The following is a 19,335-nucleotide window of genomic DNA, read 5'->3' as shown; positions in this document are numbered from 1 at the left end:
GGGTTTCGCGATCATCCTCCGATAAAGCCGGTTCGGCTGCTGCGCCGGCGGCGCAGCGCGAAATGGGCGATCAAGGGGAACATCAGCATGGTCGCCGTCGCTTCAATCATCAAGGGCCGTACGTCGGCGAGCTGGCCCAGCGCCAGACTACCGGCGGCATAGGCAATCACATGCGCCAGAACGAGTGTTCCCGCAAAGCGGGCGACGATTGGCGGCAAGTCGCGCGGCATGCCATCCTCGCCGCGGAACCGCAAAGCGGAAATCGAGACCAGATAGGCCAGCGCCCAGACGCCCATCGGCGCCCCGGTCAACAAGTCCTGGAAAAGCCCGATCGAGAAGACGAGGATCGGAGGCATGAAATAGGGCCGCAATCCGGCCCACAGGAAGATTGCGATCAGTGGCCAGGTCGGCATGATATTGACGCCATCGACCAATTGCGTTGGCGCGGCCTGGACGACCAGCGCGAGGAAGACCGACAAGGCGCAGGCGGCGGCGGCCCAATAGGGTGTCTGGCGTTCAGAGGGTTTTCTCATTGCTCGCCTCCATCCGGCAGGGCTTCGCTGTCCGGTGTCGCGGCGGGAGCGCCGTCGGCTTCAGGGCCCTGCGCATCCATGGCCGCCTCGAGCGCGGCGGCCTCTGGCTCGTCGACCGGCGCTTCGATCCGCTGGTACGGCCACACCCAGACGAAATCCACCGGGGCCTGATCGGAATAAAGCCGGACGCGCCAGCTTCCGTCACGGGCCTCCACCGCTTCGCCGACCGGCAGGCCGCGCGGCAGGATGCCGTCATCACCAGAGCTGACAATGCGATCACCCGGCTGGATGTCAGCGTCGCGACCGACATAGTCCAGGCGCGGAAAAGAGGTGTTGTCGCCAATCAGGATCGCGCGCGCATTGGAGCGGTCGGCCATGACCGGAATGCGGCTGTTGAGGTCGGTCAGCAGAAGAATGCGCGCGGAGCGGCGGCCGCTTTCGAACACGCGTCCGACCAGGCCGTACAGATTGATTACCGGATAGCCATCATCAATGCCGGCATCGCGGCCGCGACCGATCAGGCGGGCACGAACGAAAGGGCCTTCCGGATCGGCCACCGTCCAGGCGCCAATCCGCTCCTGTGTGGCCGGTGTGTTGATGTCGAGCGCCGCTTCATAGACCTCGATCCGGTCGCGCTGGCGATAGGCGAGATCTTCCCAATAGCGCGCTTCAACCAATTGCTGACGCAGCTCGGCATTCTCGGCCGCGAGCCCCCCCTGGCGCCGGAAATAGGGGCCAATCCCCTTCAGTCCGCGAACCGGCTGGGCGGCCAGTTCCAGGACTGGCGCAGCGATATCGGTAAAGCCTGCGCGGAAGCTGGCAAAGCCGGCCGAGCGTGTTTCAGGACGATCAAATGCGATCAGGGCACCGGAGAGGACAAGCAGGGCGATAAACAGGGTTCGGGAAAACCGAACCCCACCCTCACCTTCATGCCGTCCTGAACGACGAGACGCCACGACTCACTCCTGCCCTTGCATGACCCGGCAGACTAGACCGCTTCAGACAGAATGGGGCGCCAAAGCTTAAGATCTTCAACCGCCTTGCCACAGCCCAGCACAACGCAGGACAGTGGATCATCGGCGAGACAGACCGGCAGGCCGGTCCGTTCACGCAGCTCGGTATCGAGATTGCGCAACAATGCGCCGCCGCCGGTGAGCACAATGCCCTTGTCGACGATGTCTGCGGCCAGCTCGGGCGGTGTCGCCTCGAGCGCCTGCTTCACGGCTTCGACGATCTGCTCGACCGGCTCGGAGAGCGCATCGGCAATCATCGCCTCGGTGATCGAGATTTCGCGCGGCACACCATTCATCAGGTCACGCCCCTTGATATCCAGGGTCAGGCCTTCGCCCTTGACCGGCGGCATGGCCGAGCCGATTTCCTTCTTGATCCGCTCAGCGCTGGTTTCACCAATCAGGAGATTGGCCGAGCGGCGGATGTAATTGATGATGGATTCATCCATCTTGTCGCCGCCAACGCGGACCGAGCGCGAATAGACGATCCCCGACAGCGACATCACGGCGACTTCCGTCGTACCGCCACCGATATCGACGATCATCGAACCGGTCGGCTCATCGATCGGCAGACCGGCGCCGACCGCAGCGGCCATGGGTTCGTCGATCAGATAGACTTTGCGGGCACCGGCACCGAGAGCGGATTCATGAATGGCGCGGCGTTCAACGGCGGTCGCGCCGGACGGCACGCAAATCACGACCTGCGGGCTCACCATGGAACGGCGATTGTGCACTTTCTGGATGAAATGCTTGATCATTTCCTCGGCGACGTCGAAATCGGCGATGACGCCATCACGCATCGGCCGGATCGCTTCAACATTGCCCGGCGTCTTGCCCAGCATCAGCTTGGCTTCCGCCCCGACTGCCTGGACGTATTTACGCCCTTTCTCGACCTTGTAGGCGACCACCGATGGCTCATTGAGCACGACACCGCGTCCCTTGACGTAGACGAGCGTGTTGGCAGTACCAAGATCGATGGCGATATCTGCAGAAAGTAAGCCGAAAAGATAGTTGAACATTGAGCGCGCTGGTTTCGAGGGGTGTGGCGGCAATGCCGCGGGAAAGCTTTTTTTGTTGTGCGACGCCCCGCGCCATATTGCAAGGGGTACGCAAGTTCAAACGCATACTGCCTGGCTTGACCGGCTAGGGCTCCGCCTCATGTTTCGCTGGCGGCTCTGCCCCCTCGACCGGCCGGTTCCGCCGCAACCAGCGGCGGGCGACAAGCATCATGCCGATCCAGCCTGCCACCGCGAGCGCCAGGGTCAGGCCCAGCAGCAACTGTCCCTCGCTCATCATGGCCAGGATGCTTTGGCCTGCCAGGGCAACAACCAACAGCTTCGGCCCCGTCCCCAGTAGTGTGCCCAGACCGAAGGCCCAATACGGCGTGCGCGCGATGCCAAAGCCCATATTGACGACAATGAAGGGCCCGGATGGGACCCAGCGCACGATCATGCTCGCCAACAGGCCATTACGACCTATGAAATCGGAAATCCGGTTGGCCCAATCGCCGCCGAACCGGGCCAGCAGGCCGGCGCCAAACCAGCGTCCGAGAAAATAATTGACGGTCGCCGCCGCCAGGGTGGCAATCCAGGCGTAGATGAAACCGGTCTGCGGTCCGAAGGCGACGATGGCGGCTGCCATCAAGCCAAATTGCGGAGCACCGAGAAAGGACAGGGCGATGAAGACGAGGATCGTCAGCGGCAGCGCATACCAGCGGCTGGCCGCAGAATCGAACCACTCGTCAATCGCACCCGGCCCGATATCGAGCACGAAACGTCCGATAACGAACACGGCCGCGACGCACGCGAACAGGGCGATGGAGACGCCGATCGCGCGCGCGGCCCGCGCATCAAGGCGCAACATGAATTGAATCAGAGCGTTCATTCTCTCCGGTACCCAAGGACAAGATGCGAGCTAACTAAACACGGATCCGCGCGCCTGCAACGCAGATCATCCGTCAGCCTGGCCTGTTTCGTCCGGCAACTCGCCCGCAGCGATCGCTGTCAACTTGGCACGCTGCAAGGCCAGGACGCCCAGCTGTTCGTCCAGCAATTTGAGAATTTCACGCGCTTCCTGCTGGTCGACAACACCGGGAGAGCGTTCGGTTTCACCCAGCGAATCCATCAGGGCTGCGATATTGCGCGCATTGCCGCGGCTGGCATCGCCCGCCAGTGACAGCCAGTTGGCGTCGGCCGCCTTGTCGACCGGCACGAAGATCCCGCCGGCCAGCGCCGCGAGATGCTGGGCCGCTGCGGTGGCGCCGGATTCGGTCAGCCGTGCGATACGGGCATAGGAAATTTCATTGCTGGAATCAGGATCGGCGAGCGCATAGACACGGGTCCGGCTGAGCTCGAGCAGGTTCATCACCTCGGGGATCCCCCCGACTTCCTCGAACACGCGCGCCACGACTTCTTTCGGTTCGCCGTAGCGGCGCTCCTTGACCGGATTGAATGCCATCTTTGTCCCCACAATTGATTTCATGTCCCTGTAGATGACAGAGATGAACAGATTTATTGTCTATTTCGTGGCGGTGCCAAGCCTTGAGCGCAATTCGGCGCCGGCCGCCTCGATCGGCAAAGTTCGATCACGCGCCCGTTCAGCCTGCAGCCGGTCGCCCGATTCATAGCGCTCGACCCATTTGCGCGCGAAGCGGCCGGACTCGATAGCCTCCATCGCGCCGTCGAACACCTTGAGCAATTCGGGCCCGGCAATCGCATCCTCGATCTCGCGGGCACCGAATTCAGCGGTATCGGAAATCGCCTCATACATGCCGGCAATACCGCGCGCCTGAATCAGGTCAGCGAGATATTTCAGCTCATGTACGCAATCGATATAGGCCATGCGCTCACTGACGCCGGCCGCCGTCAGCCGCGTGAAACTCGCCTTGGCCAGTGCCACCATGCCGCCCACCAGCACGACCTGTTCGCCGAACAGGTCGGACACGGTTTCCTCGCGGAATGTGGTCGGGAAAATCCCGACATTGCCCGACCCGATTGCAGCCAGATAGGCCAGCGCCAGCGCCCGCGCCTGGCCACTGGCATCCTGGTGCACGGCCCAGAAGCCGATCAGTCCGCGGCCCTTGAGGAATTCCTCCCTCACGGCGCCGCCTGGCCCCTTGGCCGCGGCGAGGATGATGTCGGCATCGGCCGGCGCCTCGATCATTCCGTAATGCACCGAAAAACCATGGCAGACGATCAGCGCCTGGCCCGGCTTGCGATGGGGCAGAATGTCCTGCGTCCAGATCTGCCGGTGCGCTTCATCAGCGGCCAGCAGGGCGATCGCATCGGCCCAGGCGGCAGCCTCGGCCACGGTGACGACCTCAAACCCGTCTGCCTCGGCCTTGGCCCGAGAGGCCGAACCGGCGCGCAGCGCAATGCGGATCTGCGACACGCCACTATCGCGCAGGCACAGCGCGTGCGAGCGCCCATGATTGCCATAACCGACCAGGGCAAGCTTGCGGCTGGTGATCGGGCCAGGATCGATATCGCGGGTGTAGAGCGGTTCAGTCGTGTCCGGAGTCATGGGCAGAATCATCCTCGTCTGCGGTCAGCCGATAGGACGCAGGCTCACGCCCCAAGTCCAGCACAGCGCACCTTTTTGCCGGCAACCCGGCGATCAACGCGCCAGGATGGCGGCCAGCTCACGTCGCGGCGCGGCGGCGTCGAGCGCATGAATGCGGGGCCAGTCCGCCTGTTGATTGCGAAGCCAGGTCAATTGCCGTTTGGCGTAGCGACGCGAATCCCGTTGCGCCAGCGCCACCGCCGCGGCCAACCCGATCTCGCCGCGCAGATGCGCCAACAGGGGCGGCACGCCCAACGCCTTGCTGGCTGGCAGGAGCGGATCCAGACCGAGGCGGGCGAAGGCGCGCACCTCGTCGAGCGCCCCCGCCTCCAGCATCAGCTCAAAACGCCGGTCGATCCGGTCATACAGAGCCTGGCGCTCAGGGATGATGGCGATGCCGCGCCAGTCCGCCGCGTCAAGCATGGGCCGGGTATCGGCATGGAAAGCTGTCAGCGGTTCGCCGGTCGCATAGCCGACTTCGACAATCCGGCTCAGGCGTTGCAGATCGGCCGGCTTGATGCGCGCCGCCGCGACCGGGTCCAACCGCTCCGCCTCACGGCGCAAACCCTCCGGCCCCGAGGCCGCGATCAGCTCTGCCACATGGCGGCGGGTGTCGGGATCAATCTCGGGCACCGGAGCCAGACCTTTGGTCAGGGCCAGAAAATAGAGACCGGTGCCGCCCACCAGGATCGGCGTGCGGCCGCGCCCGCGAATGTCCCTGATCAGCGACAGTGCCGCCCCGGCCCAATGTCCGACCGACCAGCGTTCGGCCGGGTCAACACTGCCAAAAAGATGATGCGGCGCGCGCGCGAAATCGACCGCGCCCGGTTGCGCCGTGATCAGCGCCAGACCGGCATAGATCTGCATCGAATCGGCATTGATGATCTCGCCATCGAGCGCTTCGGCGGCCGCCAGGGCCAGGGCGGTCTTGCCCGCCGCCGTCGGTCCCGCAATCAGCAGGCAGCGCGTCACGGCCGGATGGATTGCAGCACGTATTGACCGCCGCGATTGAGCTGGAAGCGCACCGGGCCGGTCGGGATACCATCAACGATACGGCGGATATCCTCGATCGAGCTGACCCGCGTGAACTCGACCTCTTCAATCACGTCACCCGGGCGCACCTTGCCGGCAGCATCGCTGCTCGCCGCGACTTCGGTGACCAGTACGCCGGTCGCGTCGGGATGGACCCGGAAACGGCGGCGCGACGCGGTATCGAGCGCCGCCAGCGTCATGCCGCGCACGCTATTGCCCTGGCTCTGTTCGGGGGTGAGGACGGGTGAATTGGCGGTTGCCGGGGCTGCATCACCTGCCGTTGTTGCCAGTTCACCGACGGTGACGCGCAATGTCATCGGGCGATCGCGACGGATAATCCCGATCTCTGCGACCAGACCGATTTCAGTCTCGGCCACCAGGCGGGGAAAACTGCGGCTGTCGCGCACGCGGCGGCCATCAAAGCTGACCACCAGATCGCCGGTGCGCAAATCAGCAGCCGCGGCAGGGCCACCCGGCTCGACGCGCGAGATGATCGCGCCATGCGGCGAGTCGAGCTCGAAGCTTTCCGCCAGTTCCGGCGTCACCGGCTGGACGCTGACACCGAGCCAGCCGCGACGGGTTTCACCGAACTCGATCAGCTGCGCGACGACACGGGTTGCGATATTGGACGGGATGGAGAGCGAAATGCCGACGCTGGCCCCGGTCGGCGAGAGGATCAGCGTATTCACGCCGATGACATCGCCATCCATATTGAAGAGCGGGCCGCCCGAATTGCCGGTATTGATGGCGACATCGGTCTGGATGTAATCATCATAGCGCCCGCCAGCCTCCCGGCCACGCGCCGAGACGACACCGGCGGTCAATGTGCCACCCAAGCCGAATGGATTGCCGATCGCGATCACCCAGTCGCCGACACGCGCGCGGTCACTGTCACCGAAGCTGACATGCGGCAGCGCCTCGTGAACATTCATCATCCGCAAGACGGCGAGATCGGTCACCGGATCAATGCCGATGACCTCGGCCGCGAAGACACGGCCATCGGGCAGGGCGACCTCGACTTCGTCGGCCCCGTCGATGACGTGATTATTGGTCACCACCAGGCCGGTCTCATCGATGATGAAGCCGGAGCCCAGCGAATTGGCGATGCGCGGAGCGTCGCCGAAAATTTCATTGAAACGCTCGAGCGGCGAGCCTTCGGGAAAGGAGGGCAGGCCCTCGCCGGCATTGAGGCGCTGCGCCGCGGCGATATTCACAACGGCCGGCGAAAGCCCCTCGGCCAGATCGGCAAAGCCGCCCGATCCCGGATGCGCCAGGGCGGTCGCGGGCAGGACAAACAGCAAGACGAGGGCAAACAGACGACGCATGAACTCAACCGATCCGAATTGGGAATACCGTTCTTTACACATTGATTGATAGCGCCTCGCAGCCCTGTGCCGCAAGCATTGTGACGTGATTGTCATTGCGATGACAAAGCGGTCACGCGTCAGCCAGGGTCGAAACGCGCTCGGTCAGGGGCCGAGGAAAGCCACCAGCGCCACCCCGGACACCAGGGCGACCAGCCCCGCAATGCGCAGCTGGTCGCCCGGCATATCCAGAATCTGGAGCAGAAATCGCTTCATCGCGTCGGGGGCCAGCGCATAGGCCGCCCCCTCAAGCGCCAGAGCGACGCCCACACCGACAAGCAAGGCCGTCAACACGCCTAGTTACGACCTGTCTCGCTACGGAAATAGTCGAAGAATTCCGAATCCGGTGCGACGACAATCGGCGTCCCGGCCCCGATCGCTTCCTGGTAAGCGATCATCGAGCGATAGAAGGCGAAGAATTCAGGATCTCGGCCATATGCCGCCGCATAGATGGCGTTACGCTGGGCATCGCCCTCACCCATGATCCGTTCCGCATCTGCGCGCGCTTCAGCCCGGATGATCAGGCCCTGACGATCGGCATCAGCCTGGATTTCCTGGGCCTGCTGGGCACCGACGGCGCGGATTTGCGCGGCGCGCTGTTCACGCTCCGAGCGCATGCGCTGGAAGACGCGTTCGGCGATCTGCTGCGGCAGGTCAGCACGAAGAATGCGCACATCGACCACTTCGATACCGAGATTTTGCCGGCCGACCTGGGCTTCGACCGCGGCCTGGACCCGGTCCATCAATTCGGCACGTTGACCGGAGACAACTTCCTGGGACGGGATCGAGGCGATCACACCGCGCAAGCTATCATCCATGATCGAGCGCAGGCGCGACTGGGCCCCACGCTCATTTCCGACGGTCTGGTAGAAGCGCAGGGGATCGACGATCCGGTATCGCAGAAAGGCGTCAACGACGAGGCGAACCTGGTCCGACGCCTGGATTTCTTCCGGGCTCATGTCGAATTCCAGATTGCGCTTGTCGAACATCAGCACATCCATGATGAAGGGCAGCTTGAAGTGCAGGCCGGGATCTTCATCGCCCGCTTCATTGACAGCATCGACCGGCTCACCAACGCGCAGGATCAGCGCCTGCTGGAGTTCATTCACCGTATAGACGCTCTGCAGCCCGACGAAGACGACGCCGAACAGGATGATTATTCCGAGGGTGCGGATCATTGGTTATTCCCCTGACTGCGAGTGCGGTTCTGACCAAGCTGGTCAAGCGGGAGATAGGGCACGGCGCCGGACTGACTATCGAGAATGGTCAGGTCGGAATCGCGCAATACGCCCTCCATGGTTTCCAGATACATGCGGTGACGCGTCACTTCCGGCGCCTGCACATATTCCTGATAGATCGACAGGAAACGATCAGCCTGGCCTTGCGCCTCGGCGATCACCGAGTCGCGATAACCCTGGGCTGCCTCGCCCAGACGGGCCGCATCACCACGCGCTTCCGGGATAACCCGGTTGGAATAGGAGGTGGCTTCCAGACGCAGACGTTCAGCATCCTGCTCGGCGACATCCACATCACGGAAGGCGTCGATCACGCTGGCAGGTGGCTGGGCGGTCTGAAGGTTGACCTCGAGGATCTCGACACCCGCCGTGTATTCATCGAGCGTTGCCTGCAGCAATTCCTTGGTCCGGCGCGAAACTTCGCCGCGGCCCTCGGTGATGATGTATTGCAGGTTCGAAGAACCGATCACTTCGCGCATGGCGCTTTCGGCGACCGCACGAACCGTATTTTCCGGGTTGCGGACATTGAACAGATAGTCGCGAACGCCGTTGGGATAACCCAGATTGACGCGCCACTGCACGGCAAAATCGATATCGACGATATTCTGGTCGCGCGTCAGCATCTGTCCTTCAGAGCCGGCGCCGATGGAGAGGGTATTGGTCGTCGTCACTTCGGGCAGGAAGACCGTCTCGACCGGGGTCGGGAATTTGAAATGCAGGCCGGGCGGAGTGGTCCGGCTGTATTCGCCAAAGCGCAGCACGACACCGTTCTGGTTGGGTCCGACCTGATACCAGCCACTGCCGGGAAGCAGGAACCAGACACCGATCAGGATTGCCAGTACGAGGCCAACGCCGAACACACCGCCGCCCTTGCCGCCATCCTTGCCGCCGGATTTACCGCCGCCGCCGAACATGCCCCGGAAGCTGCGCTGCAACTGGCGCACAACTTCGTCGAGATCGGGCGGCTCCTGACCGCCACCACCGCCGCCACCTTCGGGCCTGCGGCCCCAGGGATTTTGTCCATTTCCGTTATTGCCGCCGCCTGAGCCCCAAGGGCCTCCGCCGCCGCCGCTACCGCCGGTATTATCGTTCCAGGGCATGGATGCTTCATTCCTCTCGATACATTGCGTCAATAGATGAACGTTTGCGGGCAAAGGTTCAAGGGTAATCGGGGGGGACGTGCAGGCTGCCAATCCCGCCCTCCGGGCTCAGACCCGTTCCAGAACCCGGCAAACGAAATTGTACTCATCGCCGGGCCCGGCCTCGTGGACCTCGCGGGAGATCTCCGACCATTGCCCGGCCTCAAGGGTCGGAAAGACGGCATCGCCGGCCGGGTCGGCCTCGACCTCTGTGATATAAAGCCGGTGGGCATGCCCCAGCGCCGCGGCATAGATCTGGGCGCCGCCAATCACGAAAACCTCGTCGACCGAATCGGCCTGGGCCTGCGCCGCCGCCATCACCAGGGCCGTGCCGAGATCACCCGCCACCTGCCCGCCTTCGGCCGCGAAACCGGTCTGCCGGGTGACGACGATATTCAGCCGTCCCGGCAAGGGCCGCCTGGGCAGGCTGTCCCAGGTCTTGCGGCCCATGATGATCGGCTTGCCGCTGGTGACGGCCTTGAAATGCTTGAGATCCGAGCTCAGCCGCCAGGGCAGATCGCCTTGCGTACCGATGACCCCATTGCGACCACGCGCCACGATCAGACAAATCGCCGGCAAGCCGGCAGCGGGTTCCGCTTTCCTCATGATGCGTCCTCGCGCTCCAGCCAGCTCAGCCATTTCTCCTGCACGGCGGCATCAAGATCGACGCCCTCATCGCGCGCCATCAAAAGCAGCATGCCGAGCACATCGGCCATTTCCAGCGCCATCGCCTGACGGGCCGCCGCGTCGCTGGCACGGCGGCTGCGGCCGGTGACGTCGAGATAGGCCTGGGTCAGCTCGCCAAGCTCTTCCTGGAGCTTCAGCAGATACCAGTCGCCGGACCGGTCAATATCATAGTGTGCGGCATAGATGTCCGAGACCTGCGCGATCCGCGCCCCGAGATCATTGAGGCCTTCACTCATACCGCGACCGGCGCCCTGATCGCCGGATGCGGGTCGTAGTCCTCCAGCATGATGTCCTCATACTCGAAGCCGAACAGATCAGTCGCGTCCGGATTGAGGCGCAGGCGCGGCAGGGCGCGCGGCGCACGCGAAAGCTGCTCGGCGACCTGGTCCATATGATTGGAATAGATATGCGCGTCGCCGAATGTGTGGATGTATTCGCCCGGCTCCAGCCCGCACACCTTGGCGACCATCGTCGTCAACAGCGCGTAGGAGGCGATATTGAAAGGTACGCCGAGAAACATGTCAGCCGAGCGCTGATAGAGCTGGCAGCTGAGTTTTCCGTCGGCGACATTGAATTGATACAGCGTGTGGCAGGGCGGCAGCGCCATGGACGGCACATCGACCGGGTTCCAGCCCGACACGATCAGCCGCCGCGAGGACGGCGTGTTGCGGATCTGGTCGAGCAGATTGGAGAGCTGGTCGATCTCGGTGCCATCAGGCCCGGCCCAGCGGCGCCACTGCTTGCCATAAACCGGGCCAAGCTCGCCATCGGCATCGGCCCATTCATCCCAGATCTTGACCCCGCGCTCCTGCAGCCAGCGTACATTGGTCTCGCCGCGCAAAAACCACAGCAATTCGATCGCGATCGATTTGAAATGCACCTTCTTGGTCGTCAAAAGCGGAAAGCCTTCGGAGAGGTCACAGCGCAATTGCCGGCCAAACACCGAACGCGTGCCAACGCCAGTGCGGTCATCCTGCTGCGCCCCGTTCTGGAGAATATCGCGCAGCAAATCGAGATAGGCGGCCTCAGCAGCAGAGCCGGTCGCGGCTGCGCGTCCGGTCTGGGTGCCGGGCTCAAGAAGAGCTGTATCTGCCATCGCCGTCTCCGCTTACGTCTCGTGACGCGCCAGTCTACATCCGATTCGGCCGCACCGGACGCCCGGCATCAGGATGATCCACACGTTTTTGTAGAGGCGGGTGCGGGGGGCCCCGGAACACAGCCGCCCCGCAAACGTGTGTCGGGAAAGTTTACATCCGGGCGAATATCAGGCCGTAATTGAGCCTGACAGAGACGGGGACGAGACGATGAGCGATCAGGAACAGCCTACGGGCGATACGGCCCCGACACCGGCCCGCCGCACCACCCCGGCGGTGCTGGATCGCTGGGACATCTTGCTGTTCGCCCTCATCGGCGGTCTCGGTGGCTACGCTTTGCGCCTGCTTGGCACCACCGATGAGCTTGAAGGCCGGCTGGTCATGAGCCTGGCCGTCGGCATCCTCGCGGCGTGCGCCGCTTTTCTCGCGGCCTGGGCGCGCCGGGCCATTCCGGCCCGCCTGGCGCTCAGCCTCGGACTGACAGCACTGCTCGCCATCGCAACATGGCTGGTGATCGGCGCCGCTCCGGCCCAGTCTCGCGAGCTGGGCCTCGGCTTCATGCAGAATTTCTGGCTCTTTCCCAGCCTGCCCCTGGTCGGCTATCTCGGTCTGGTCTTCGGACTGGTGGCGATTGATGAAGGCGGGCCGCGCTGGCCCTATCCCGCAATCTTCCGCACCGGACTCAACGTGCCGATCCAGCTGGGCCTCGGCCTGCTGGCCGGCGGCCTGATCTGCGGCTTCGTTTTCCTGTGGGCACTCGCCCTGACGGCCGCCGGCTGGGGCGGGCTCCAAGCGGCCTTCGAAGATGGCTGGCTCTGGCCTGTACTGGGCGGCTCAACGACCGGAATCGCTGTCGGTCTCGCGCGCTCGGTCGACAAGCTGCGTGAAGCGGCCGAGGCCATCATCCTGATCGCCGCCCGGCTCGGCCTGCCCCTGCTGGCGGTGTTTTCGAGCCTGTTTGCCATCGCCATCCTGATCGGCGGGATTGATAATCTGCGCGCGGCGGGCAGTCCGACCGGTATCCTGCTCAGTCTGGCCATCCTCGCGAAACTGATTTTCAACGCCGTCTATCGCGATGGCGGCGAAACGCCGGGCCGCATCATGCGGAGCTTCGCCTGGATCGCCATCGCCGTCCTGCCAATCTATGCCAGCCTCGCGGTTTACGGGATATCGGTACGGGTGCTGGAATACGGCTTCACCCCGTCACGTTTGATCGTCCTGATCGTGGCCAGCCTGGTCGCGGCCTATACGCTGCTGTTGCTGATCAGCCTCGTCGGCGACGTGGTGCGGTCAGGCGGCAAGACGCGCTGGATGCCGCTGGTCTCGCAGCTCAATACCGGCTTTGCCGGCTTGTGGTTCGTGCTGCTGCTGGCGCTGCAATCGCCGCTGCTCTCCGCCAACCAGATCAGCGTCAATGACCAACTGGCCCGATTGTCGGACGGCCGCACCGAGGCTGAGGCGTTCAGTTACGACGCCCTGCGCTTCGATATGGGCGCCCCGGGACGGCGCGCCATCGCCGAGCTGGCCGACATCACCGACCACCCGGAGGCCGATTATATCCGCGGGCGCGCCAGCGCGGCGCGCGACGCGACGGAACGCTGGACACTGCGCTCAACGCCGCCATCGTCCGCCGATCCCCTACCCGATGCCCTGTTGGAACAAATGGATGCGCTCGCCTCCATCGGCAGTGACGAGACCCGCACCCTGCTGGCTGCTGCCATCACCCGCCGGGACGCGGCGCAAACACTGATGTGCGAGATTGAGGCCGACGACACGCTCACCGATGCGCAAAAGCTCACCGCCCAATACGAATTGCGCCAACGCATGCCGCATTTCGTCAACGATGCTGTCAGAATTGCCGGGGAGTTTCCGGACCTTGCGGATGCGCCGGGAATGGAAGACCGCGAACACTACACGCCCAGTGACTGGATCCCGCAGCTCTCCGAGTGCCAGTAACGGCACCGCCGCCGCGGCGTGGTAGCCGCCGCCTGGTATTCGGGCAGGAATTGAGCGCCGGAATCACCTGATCGAAAGCGATGTATTGCCCAAGGCGAGCGGGGTCATGGAGCGAATGGGGTCAGGCACAGTTTCCGCCCCCGGAGCCCTCTCCGATAGCCTCTTGCCAGTCGGTGGACCATCCAGACTTCCACGCATTGTCCTGACAGCATGGTGGCCACAAAGGTGTGCGGACGGCAAGTTCGCGCTTGCCTCGCGGCAAACTGGCGATAGTGTGGCGCCGTGGAACATTAACAGAACACGAACATCTCTGAGGGAGAAACACATGCTGGGCTATGTCACACTCGGTACCAATGACTTGCAGCGCGCCGCCACGTTTTACGACAAGATCTGCGCCGAATTCGGCGTCGGCCGGATGATGGATTCCGACGCCTTCATCGCCTGGGGCAAGCCCGGCGGCGGCGCCGGGATCGCAATGACCAAACCGGCCGATGGCCAGCCTGCCACAGTGGGCAATGGCGTCATGGCCGCCTTCCAGGCCGAGAACAAGGAACAGGTCGACAAGGTCTACAAGCTCGCCATCGAACTCGGTGCCAAGGATGAAGGCCCCGCCGGCCCGCGCGGCGATAATTTCTACGCCGGCTATTTCCGCGACCCGGACGGCAATAAGCTGAATGTGTTCTGCATGTAGTTTTTCGCCCGCGAGGGACCACAGCCCACCACCCTTTCATATCGGCCTCGCATGCCCTATATTCCCCGTGTCAGCTTGCTGACTATGGCGATAAACGCGCTCGTAATAACCAGACCGGACCCGGGGGCAGTACCCGGCGGCTCCACCATTACCTTCAGCTTGTATTGGCAAGCGATTATGGGGCCGAAACAGGATTGACGGATGGGTAAAGGAGATTGCTTTTGCCCGGGTGAGGCCCGATACAGGCTCATTCTTAAAGTTGCCAATGACAACTTTGCTGAAGAAGTCCGTCTCGCTGCCTAGTCAGCGCGTCTAACTTCGACATGAACTCCTGGGTGTTCGCACGCCCAGGCGGGGTCCGGAGGCACCTGGCAACAGAAGCCTCCACTTTATCTCGCACAATTCACCGCGCACATCGCCCATCCCGCACATCGCCCATCCCGCACATTGCACATCCCTCAGATTGCCAGCGATATCACACCGGCGCCCGCGGGGGTCCCGAGCTTGACGCGCGGGCCGTCTCTCCGGCTAGATAGCCCTTGCCCGCGCGGCGCAGGAGCTTGCATGACCCCGACCCAGCCGCCTGACCATCCCCGACCCGCCCTGTGCGCCAATTGCGGCACCCCGCTCGAGGGGCCCTATTGTGCGGCCTGCGGCCAGTCGGATGCCGACTTGCGCCGCCCCGTCCTGTCGCTCGTCACCGATTTTCTCGACGGCGCGGTGGCCTGGGATGGCCGCTTCCTGACAACGCTGCGCGGCCTCTATACCCGGCCCGGCAAGGTCGCGCGCGACTATGTCGACGGCAAGCGGATGCAGTTTTCGCCGCCGGTGCGGATCTATCTGATCATGACCTTGATATTTTTCGCGGTGAACGCCGCGGCCGGCACACGCCCCGTCTCGATTATCTTCACCCCCGATGCCGCCACCATCCGCAGCCAGACCGCCGGGGATGTCGAAGCAAGACGCCAGGCCTGGGAGGCTTATGATGCGAGGGCCCGCAGGGACGGCACCGGCCCGCGCTTCACATGCGGCGTCATGCCCGGACCCGACGAATTCGATCCCGATGGCGGTCTCGTCTATGCGCGCGATACCGGTATCAATGTCACCCTGTTCCAGCGCGGCCGCCCGCCGGAGCCCCGTAGCCTCGATGCACAGGGCGAAGCCTGTTTCCGGCAGGCACTGATCGCCGAGGACGCCGGCTGGATCGTGCCGGTAATCCTTGAAGCCATCCGTCATCCAGACGCCTATGAGGCGCGCGCGGCGGCGATTGCCAGCCAGGCCCTATTGTTCATGGTGGCCGCCTTTGCCCTGTTGAACATGGCGCTGCACCCCCGGCGGCGGGTGATCGAACATGTCGTCTATTCGCTCTACTGGAATGCCAGCATGGTCCCGGCGATCATGCTGACCATCCTGACCTTCAATCTCGGCGGCATCAGCGCACCAAGCCTTGTCGCGCTGGCCTGTATCAGCATCGCCACCCAGGTTTTTACGGCGCTGCAGGAGCGCGGCTTCTATGGCTCGAGCTGGCTGGGCACCGCGCTGCGGCTGCCGGTTCTGGTCGCTGGCTACGGCGCCGGCATGACCGCAGTCTCGTTCGGGTTGATCTGGCTGGGCGCGCGATGAGGGCGCGCTTGTCTGAAACATCTGCGCCCCCAACTCTTGCGGGAACACGCACCAACCGCCCGAACGGGTTGACTTAATCGCGCCCATAGCTTGAATAGCGCTTTATTTAATGGGGGGTCCCAAATGAAAACATCTCAAATTGCCGCGCTCGCCGCGACCGTATTCATCGTGTCAGCCTGCACATCGACACCGAAGGTCAATGTTCGTCAACCCGGCGACCGCAATCTCAGCTGCGCCGAAATTCAAAGCGAGTTTGACAGCCTGGACAATGTCCAGAACGAAGCTGAGGACAATCAGGGCGTGAACACAGCGAATGTCGCCGCTGTCCTGTTCTTCTGGCCCGCCGCCGTGGGCAATTACATGGATGCTGATCGCGCCATGGATCTGGTTGAAGAGCGCCGCGCGGTCCTGATGGACCTGTATGAAGCGAAATCCTGCGACGCCTGATCGCGCCTGTCCAAACCGGTATGGAATAAAGGGGCTCCTGGGCGGAGCCCCTTTATTCTTCCCGATTGGAGAGCGCATACCCGCCGCCCCTTGCATGCCAGGCGCGAAAATCCCGCCTAACGGGCAAAACCCGAACGCCTGTCTCACCATGCCACGCCTTGTGCAGTGAAACGACCAGAATGCGTTGACCTGCTCACGCCGTGAGTTACCCTTGATGCAAGGGAAAAACGGGGATTTTCATGGCCAAGGATCTGATGCGCTACGACTTGATGGCGCAAGAGGCGCTGCGCGGCGTTGTCCGTCAGGCTCTGCTCAGAGCGGGTATGCCGCAAGGCCTGCCCGGCCCGCACCATTTCTACATCACCTTCCGCACGCGCGCGCCGGGCGTCGATATCGACCCCTCCCTGCTCGAGAAATATCCTGATGAGATGACCATTGTCCTGGAGCATCAATTCTGGGACCTGGAAGTGACCGATATCGGTTTCGAAGTGACGCTGAAATTTGGCGGCGTGCCGAAATATATCAAAATGCCCTACTCAGCCGTGTCGCGTTTCCACGATCCCAGCGTCGGCTTTCACCTGCAATTCGACCAGGCTGTCACCGGCGATGATCCGGCCGCCGATAGCGGCCCCGGCTCGAAACCCGCCCCCCGGGGTGCCCCCGCCGAGGGCGAGGCCGGCCAGGTCGTCAGCCTCGACAGTTTCCGCAAGAAGTGATGTCGGGCCAACGTCCGGTTGCCCCTGATCTGAGCGATGGCCCGGTTCACAGGCTCGACGCAGAGCAGATTCGCGCCCGGCTCACCGCGATGACCCATCTGGAGCACGCCGCGACCCTGCTGGGCTTTCGCCTGCTCGATTTCTCCATTGAAGACGGTTGGCTCGAGGCTGAATTCAACCCCTCGCCCCAGGTCTCCAATCTGCGCGGCGGCGTGCAGGGCGGCATGATGTGCGCCATGCTCGATGAGGTGATGTCACTCGCGGTCCTGGTCGATCAGGGCTTCACGGTCGGGGTGCCGACGCTGGAGATGAAGACCAGCTTTCTCGCACCGCTGCCGCTGGCCCGGTGCAAGGCACGCGGACAGGCGCTCCGCGTCGGCCGCAATGTCGCTTTCATGGAAGGCACGATCTGGACTGGCGACGGCATTATTGCGGCCAAGGGCACAGCGACCGCACAGGTGCGCCGGCCAAGGGCGCTGCGCGACAAGGTGTGAGTCCGGCCAGCGCCTTTACCGGAAAGACCCACGCCCTGGCGCTGATCGCGCTGGCACAATTCCTCGCCCTTTCGGTCTGGTTTGCCGGCGCCGCCGCGCTGCCAGCCCTGCTGGAGGCCGCGCCCCTCTCCGCCTTCCGCCAGGCCGCCCTGACCAGTGCCGTCCAGGCCGGTTTTGTCGTCGGCGCCGTGCTGAGCGCGCTCTACGGTCTGCCCGACCGGATTGAGCCGCGGCGCCTGTTCGCGATCGGCGCGGCGATTGCCGCCCTTGCCAATCTCGCGGCGCTCGCCCTGCCCCCGGGCGGACTTGCGATGATCGTCAGCCGGGCGATTGCCGGTGCCGCACTGGCGCTGGTCTATCCGGTCGGCATGAAGCTGGCCGCCAGCTGGGCCCGCGATGATGCCGGGCTCCTGGTCGGCCTGCTGGTCGGGGCGCTGACACTGGGCTCGGCCACGCCCTACCTGTTCAATCTCGCCGAGATCGGCCTCGGCTGGCAAACGCCCTTCGCGCTCTCGGGCATCGTGGCGCTCATCTCGAGCGGCATTATTTTGCTGGCGCGCGCCGGCCCTGGCCTGCATGCCGCCGCGGCGTTTGATCCGGGCGCGATCCAGCTCGCGTTTCGCGACCCGGCCCTGCGCCTGGCCAATCTGGGCTATCTCGGACATATGTGGGAATTATATGCGATGTGGGCCTGGATTGGCCCCTTTCTGCACGCCTATTGGGCCCTGCAGGCGCGCAGCGGCGTGGCAAATGCTGCCAACCTCTCGGCCTTCGCCGTCATCGCCATTGGCGCCATCGCCTGCGTATTGGCGGGGCGCGCCGCCGACCGGTTCGGCCGTACATCGGTCACCATGCTGGCGATGGCGATCAGCGGCAGTTGCGCCCTGCTGGTCGGTTTCTTGTTCGAGGCCTCACCCTGGCTGATGCTGCCGCTGCTGATGATCTGGGGCATGAGCGTGATTGCCGACAGCGCCCAGTTTTCCGCCGCCATCACCGAATTGGCGCCCGCGGACCGTGTCGGCACGCTCCTCACCGCGCAAACCGCGATGGGTTTCGCCCTGACGACACTCCTGGTGCAGATCCTGCCACTCTGGATCGGTGTTTCCGGCTGGAGCTATGCCTTTGCACCGCTGGCGATCGGGCCGGCGGTCGGCGTCTGGGCGATGTGGCGGTTGCGCCAACGGCCCGAAGCGCGGCGCATGGCCGGTGGCCGACGCTGATCACGGGCCAGCCTGCCCCGATGGGCGTCAGGCGTCTTCGAGCACGCGCTGCCGCCGCACGGCCAGCGGCGGGGCGATAACGGGCGGGGTGCTGATCGGCCGCGCCACAATACTGACCCGCGCCTGTTCGCCATCATGGCGGGTCACCGATAGCGCATTGACCGGGCTGTCATCGTGAAACAGCACGCCGGTCAGCGCATCAAACACCGATCGGGCGACATGATCGACCTCCGGGTCGGCGCTGGTGCCGGGCCGTTCGATGCGGATACACACTTCATAGACACGGCCCGGCAAGCGGTCGCGCTTGAACTCCAGACGCAGGAATTCGCCGATCAGCGACCGGAAACGGCGCGTCTGACTGGTCAGCGCATCGACGCGCATATTGAGTTCGTCACCCGACATTGTGCGAAATTTCGCCCCTGCTTCCAAGCTGACCGAATGCAGTGCCCCCACGGCGATGCGCATCATCATCTTGATCCGTCATCTGTGAGTGATACACGTCCGACCTGTTCTTCACCATCTTCGTCCGGCGC

General features: G+C 63.8%; 22 protein-coding genes and 1 other RNA gene. 8 read left to right on the top strand and 15 right to left on the bottom strand.

The annotated features are described in order from the left end of the window. Positions 1 to 11: 11 nt before the first annotated feature. The 14 genes from mreD to ACN0YJ_RS02190 form a co-directional block, all read right to left on the bottom strand. Positions 12 to 533 carry a rod shape-determining protein MreD gene (mreD, locus tag ACN0YJ_RS02255; protein ID WP_417477310.1) on the bottom strand — a complete coding sequence of 174 codons (522 nt, stop codon included), beginning with the start codon at positions 531 to 533 and terminating at the stop codon, positions 12 to 14. Next, positions 530 to 1,489, bottom strand: coding sequence for a rod shape-determining protein MreC (gene mreC / locus ACN0YJ_RS02250; protein ID WP_417495211.1), 960 nt, complete (start codon positions 1,487 to 1,489; stop codon positions 530 to 532). Before mreC ends, mreD begins: the two co-directional genes overlap by 4 nt. A 32-nt stretch (positions 1,490 to 1,521) precedes the next feature. Next, on the bottom strand, positions 1,522 to 2,562 hold the full coding sequence (locus ACN0YJ_RS02245; protein ID WP_091769730.1) for a rod shape-determining protein: 1,041 nt from the start codon (positions 2,560 to 2,562) through the stop codon (positions 1,522 to 1,524). Between the two features lie 124 nt (positions 2,563 to 2,686). Further along, positions 2,687 to 3,427: a TVP38/TMEM64 family protein gene (locus tag ACN0YJ_RS02240; protein ID WP_417495210.1), complete on the bottom strand. Its 741-nt coding sequence runs from the start codon at positions 3,425 to 3,427 to the stop codon at positions 2,687 to 2,689. Between the two features lie 66 nt (positions 3,428 to 3,493). After that, positions 3,494 to 4,000: a hypothetical protein gene (locus ACN0YJ_RS02235; protein WP_417477307.1), complete on the bottom strand. Its 507-nt coding sequence runs from the start codon at positions 3,998 to 4,000 to the stop codon at positions 3,494 to 3,496. 60 nt (positions 4,001 to 4,060) lie between these two features. Beyond that, on the bottom strand, positions 4,061 to 5,065 hold the full coding sequence (ilvC, locus tag ACN0YJ_RS02230) for a ketol-acid reductoisomerase (RefSeq protein ID WP_417495209.1): 1,005 nt from the start codon (positions 5,063 to 5,065) through the stop codon (positions 4,061 to 4,063). Between the two features lie 93 nt (positions 5,066 to 5,158). Continuing rightward, positions 5,159 to 6,076, bottom strand: a complete 918-nt coding sequence (gene miaA / locus ACN0YJ_RS02225; RefSeq protein ID WP_417495208.1) for a tRNA (adenosine(37)-N6)-dimethylallyltransferase MiaA — start codon at positions 6,074 to 6,076, stop codon at positions 5,159 to 5,161. Continuing rightward, positions 6,073 to 7,461, bottom strand: coding sequence for a Do family serine endopeptidase (locus ACN0YJ_RS02220; protein WP_417495207.1), 1,389 nt, complete (start codon positions 7,459 to 7,461; stop codon positions 6,073 to 6,075). The genes miaA and ACN0YJ_RS02220 overlap by 4 nt, the downstream gene beginning before the upstream one ends. 144 nt (positions 7,462 to 7,605) lie before the next feature. Continuing rightward, positions 7,606 to 7,782: a DUF2065 domain-containing protein gene (locus tag ACN0YJ_RS02215; protein ID WP_417477303.1), complete on the bottom strand. Its 177-nt coding sequence runs from the start codon at positions 7,780 to 7,782 to the stop codon at positions 7,606 to 7,608. 14 nt (positions 7,783 to 7,796) lie between these two features. Then, positions 7,797 to 8,678, bottom strand: coding sequence for a protease modulator HflC (gene hflC / locus ACN0YJ_RS02210; protein ID WP_417477302.1), 882 nt, complete (start codon positions 8,676 to 8,678; stop codon positions 7,797 to 7,799). Then, on the bottom strand, positions 8,675 to 9,835 hold the full coding sequence (gene hflK / locus ACN0YJ_RS02205; protein ID WP_417477301.1) for an FtsH protease activity modulator HflK: 1,161 nt from the start codon (positions 9,833 to 9,835) through the stop codon (positions 8,675 to 8,677). Before hflK ends, hflC begins: the two co-directional genes overlap by 4 nt. A 108-nt stretch (positions 9,836 to 9,943) precedes the next feature. After that, positions 9,944 to 10,480: a dihydrofolate reductase gene (locus ACN0YJ_RS02200; protein WP_417488644.1), complete on the bottom strand. Its 537-nt coding sequence runs from the start codon at positions 10,478 to 10,480 to the stop codon at positions 9,944 to 9,946. Next, on the bottom strand, positions 10,477 to 10,797 hold the full coding sequence (locus ACN0YJ_RS02195; RefSeq protein ID WP_417477299.1) for a phosphoribosyl-ATP pyrophosphohydrolase: 321 nt from the start codon (positions 10,795 to 10,797) through the stop codon (positions 10,477 to 10,479). The genes ACN0YJ_RS02200 and ACN0YJ_RS02195 overlap by 4 nt, the downstream gene beginning before the upstream one ends. Then, positions 10,794 to 11,657 carry a thymidylate synthase gene (locus ACN0YJ_RS02190; protein ID WP_417495206.1) on the bottom strand — a complete coding sequence of 288 codons (864 nt, stop codon included), beginning with the start codon at positions 11,655 to 11,657 and terminating at the stop codon, positions 10,794 to 10,796. The genes ACN0YJ_RS02195 and ACN0YJ_RS02190 overlap by 4 nt, the downstream gene beginning before the upstream one ends. Positions 11,658 to 11,865: 208 nt before the next feature. Here ACN0YJ_RS02190 and ACN0YJ_RS02185 point away from each other — a divergent pair, with 208 nt between their 5' ends. From ACN0YJ_RS02185 to ACN0YJ_RS02150, 8 genes are all read left to right on the top strand, one after another. Beyond that, positions 11,866 to 13,611 (top strand): hypothetical protein, encoded by a 1,746-nt coding sequence (locus tag ACN0YJ_RS02185; protein WP_417495205.1) that lies wholly within the window; start codon positions 11,866 to 11,868, stop codon positions 13,609 to 13,611. Positions 13,612 to 13,936: 325 nt separating this feature from the next. Further along, positions 13,937 to 14,302 (top strand): VOC family protein, encoded by a 366-nt coding sequence (locus ACN0YJ_RS02180; RefSeq protein WP_417477296.1) that lies wholly within the window; start codon positions 13,937 to 13,939, stop codon positions 14,300 to 14,302. Between the two features lie 30 nt (positions 14,303 to 14,332). Further along, positions 14,333 to 14,691: a transfer-messenger RNA gene (ssrA, locus tag ACN0YJ_RS02175) on the top strand. A 175-nt stretch (positions 14,692 to 14,866) separates the two neighbouring features. Next, complete coding sequence (locus ACN0YJ_RS02170; RefSeq protein WP_417495204.1) at positions 14,867 to 15,925, top strand: DUF3667 domain-containing protein; 1,059 nt, start codon at positions 14,867 to 14,869, stop codon at positions 15,923 to 15,925. A 123-nt stretch (positions 15,926 to 16,048) separates the two neighbouring features. Continuing rightward, positions 16,049 to 16,372: a hypothetical protein gene (locus tag ACN0YJ_RS02165; protein ID WP_417495203.1), complete on the top strand. Its 324-nt coding sequence runs from the start codon at positions 16,049 to 16,051 to the stop codon at positions 16,370 to 16,372. Positions 16,373 to 16,611: 239 nt separating this feature from the next. Continuing rightward, a complete protein-coding gene (locus tag ACN0YJ_RS02160; RefSeq protein WP_417477265.1) occupies positions 16,612 to 17,088 on the top strand; it encodes an SspB family protein in 477 nt (158 codons plus the stop codon). Further along, complete coding sequence (locus ACN0YJ_RS02155) at positions 17,088 to 17,582, top strand: PaaI family thioesterase (protein ID WP_417477264.1); 495 nt, start codon at positions 17,088 to 17,090, stop codon at positions 17,580 to 17,582. The genes ACN0YJ_RS02160 and ACN0YJ_RS02155 overlap by 1 nt, the downstream gene beginning before the upstream one ends. Next, the gene (locus tag ACN0YJ_RS02150; RefSeq protein ID WP_417495202.1) at positions 17,579 to 18,802 is read left to right on the top strand and encodes an MFS transporter; all 1,224 of its coding nucleotides are present in this window, start codon (positions 17,579 to 17,581) and stop codon (positions 18,800 to 18,802) included. The genes ACN0YJ_RS02155 and ACN0YJ_RS02150 overlap by 4 nt, the downstream gene beginning before the upstream one ends. Before the next feature lie 27 nt (positions 18,803 to 18,829). Here ACN0YJ_RS02150 and ACN0YJ_RS02145 read toward each other — a convergent pair whose 3' ends face one another. Beyond that, positions 18,830 to 19,204, bottom strand: coding sequence for a RusA family crossover junction endodeoxyribonuclease (locus ACN0YJ_RS02145; RefSeq protein WP_417488651.1), 375 nt, complete (start codon positions 19,202 to 19,204; stop codon positions 18,830 to 18,832). Between the last annotated feature and the right edge of the window lie 131 nt (positions 19,205 to 19,335).

Origin of the sequence: Maricaulis sp., assembly GCF_048270095.1 — a bacterium.
Taxonomy (GTDB): domain Bacteria; phylum Pseudomonadota; class Alphaproteobacteria; order Caulobacterales; family Maricaulaceae; genus Maricaulis.
This window is presented reverse-complemented; position numbering and strand designations above follow the sequence as displayed.

Excerpts from the sequence above, each read along its gene's own strand:
- mreD (WP_417477310.1), bottom strand. The coding sequence starts at position 533 with ATGAGAAAACCCTCTGAACGCCAGACACCCTATTGGGCCGCCGCCGCC.
- ACN0YJ_RS02245 (WP_091769730.1), bottom strand. The coding sequence starts at position 2,562 with ATGTTCAACTATCTTTTCGGCTTACTTTCTGCAGATATCGCCATCGAT.
- ACN0YJ_RS02240 (WP_417495210.1), bottom strand. The coding sequence starts at position 3,427 with ATGAACGCTCTGATTCAATTCATGTTGCGCCTTGATGCGCGGGCCGCG.
- ACN0YJ_RS02235 (WP_417477307.1), bottom strand. The coding sequence starts at position 4,000 with ATGGCATTCAATCCGGTCAAGGAGCGCCGCTACGGCGAACCGAAAGAA.
- ilvC (WP_417495209.1), bottom strand. The coding sequence starts at position 5,065 with ATGACTCCGGACACGACTGAACCGCTCTACACCCGCGATATCGATCCT.
- ACN0YJ_RS02220 (WP_417495207.1), bottom strand. The coding sequence starts at position 7,461 with ATGCGTCGTCTGTTTGCCCTCGTCTTGCTGTTTGTCCTGCCCGCGACC.
- hflC (WP_417477302.1), bottom strand. The coding sequence starts at position 8,678 with ATGATCCGCACCCTCGGAATAATCATCCTGTTCGGCGTCGTCTTCGTC.
- hflK (WP_417477301.1), bottom strand. The coding sequence starts at position 9,835 with ATGCCCTGGAACGATAATACCGGCGGTAGCGGCGGCGGCGGAGGCCCT.
- ACN0YJ_RS02200 (WP_417488644.1), bottom strand. The coding sequence starts at position 10,480 with ATGAGGAAAGCGGAACCCGCTGCCGGCTTGCCGGCGATTTGTCTGATC.
- ACN0YJ_RS02195 (WP_417477299.1), bottom strand. The coding sequence starts at position 10,797 with ATGAGTGAAGGCCTCAATGATCTCGGGGCGCGGATCGCGCAGGTCTCG.
- ACN0YJ_RS02190 (WP_417495206.1), bottom strand. The coding sequence starts at position 11,657 with ATGGCAGATACAGCTCTTCTTGAGCCCGGCACCCAGACCGGACGCGCA.
- ACN0YJ_RS02185 (WP_417495205.1), top strand. The coding sequence starts at position 11,866 with ATGAGCGATCAGGAACAGCCTACGGGCGATACGGCCCCGACACCGGCC.
- ACN0YJ_RS02180 (WP_417477296.1), top strand. The coding sequence starts at position 13,937 with ATGCTGGGCTATGTCACACTCGGTACCAATGACTTGCAGCGCGCCGCC.
- ACN0YJ_RS02170 (WP_417495204.1), top strand. The coding sequence starts at position 14,867 with ATGACCCCGACCCAGCCGCCTGACCATCCCCGACCCGCCCTGTGCGCC.
- ACN0YJ_RS02165 (WP_417495203.1), top strand. The coding sequence starts at position 16,049 with ATGAAAACATCTCAAATTGCCGCGCTCGCCGCGACCGTATTCATCGTG.
- ACN0YJ_RS02160 (WP_417477265.1), top strand. The coding sequence starts at position 16,612 with ATGGCCAAGGATCTGATGCGCTACGACTTGATGGCGCAAGAGGCGCTG.
- ACN0YJ_RS02155 (WP_417477264.1), top strand. The coding sequence starts at position 17,088 with ATGTCGGGCCAACGTCCGGTTGCCCCTGATCTGAGCGATGGCCCGGTT.
- ACN0YJ_RS02145 (WP_417488651.1), bottom strand. The coding sequence starts at position 19,204 with ATGTCGGGTGACGAACTCAATATGCGCGTCGATGCGCTGACCAGTCAG.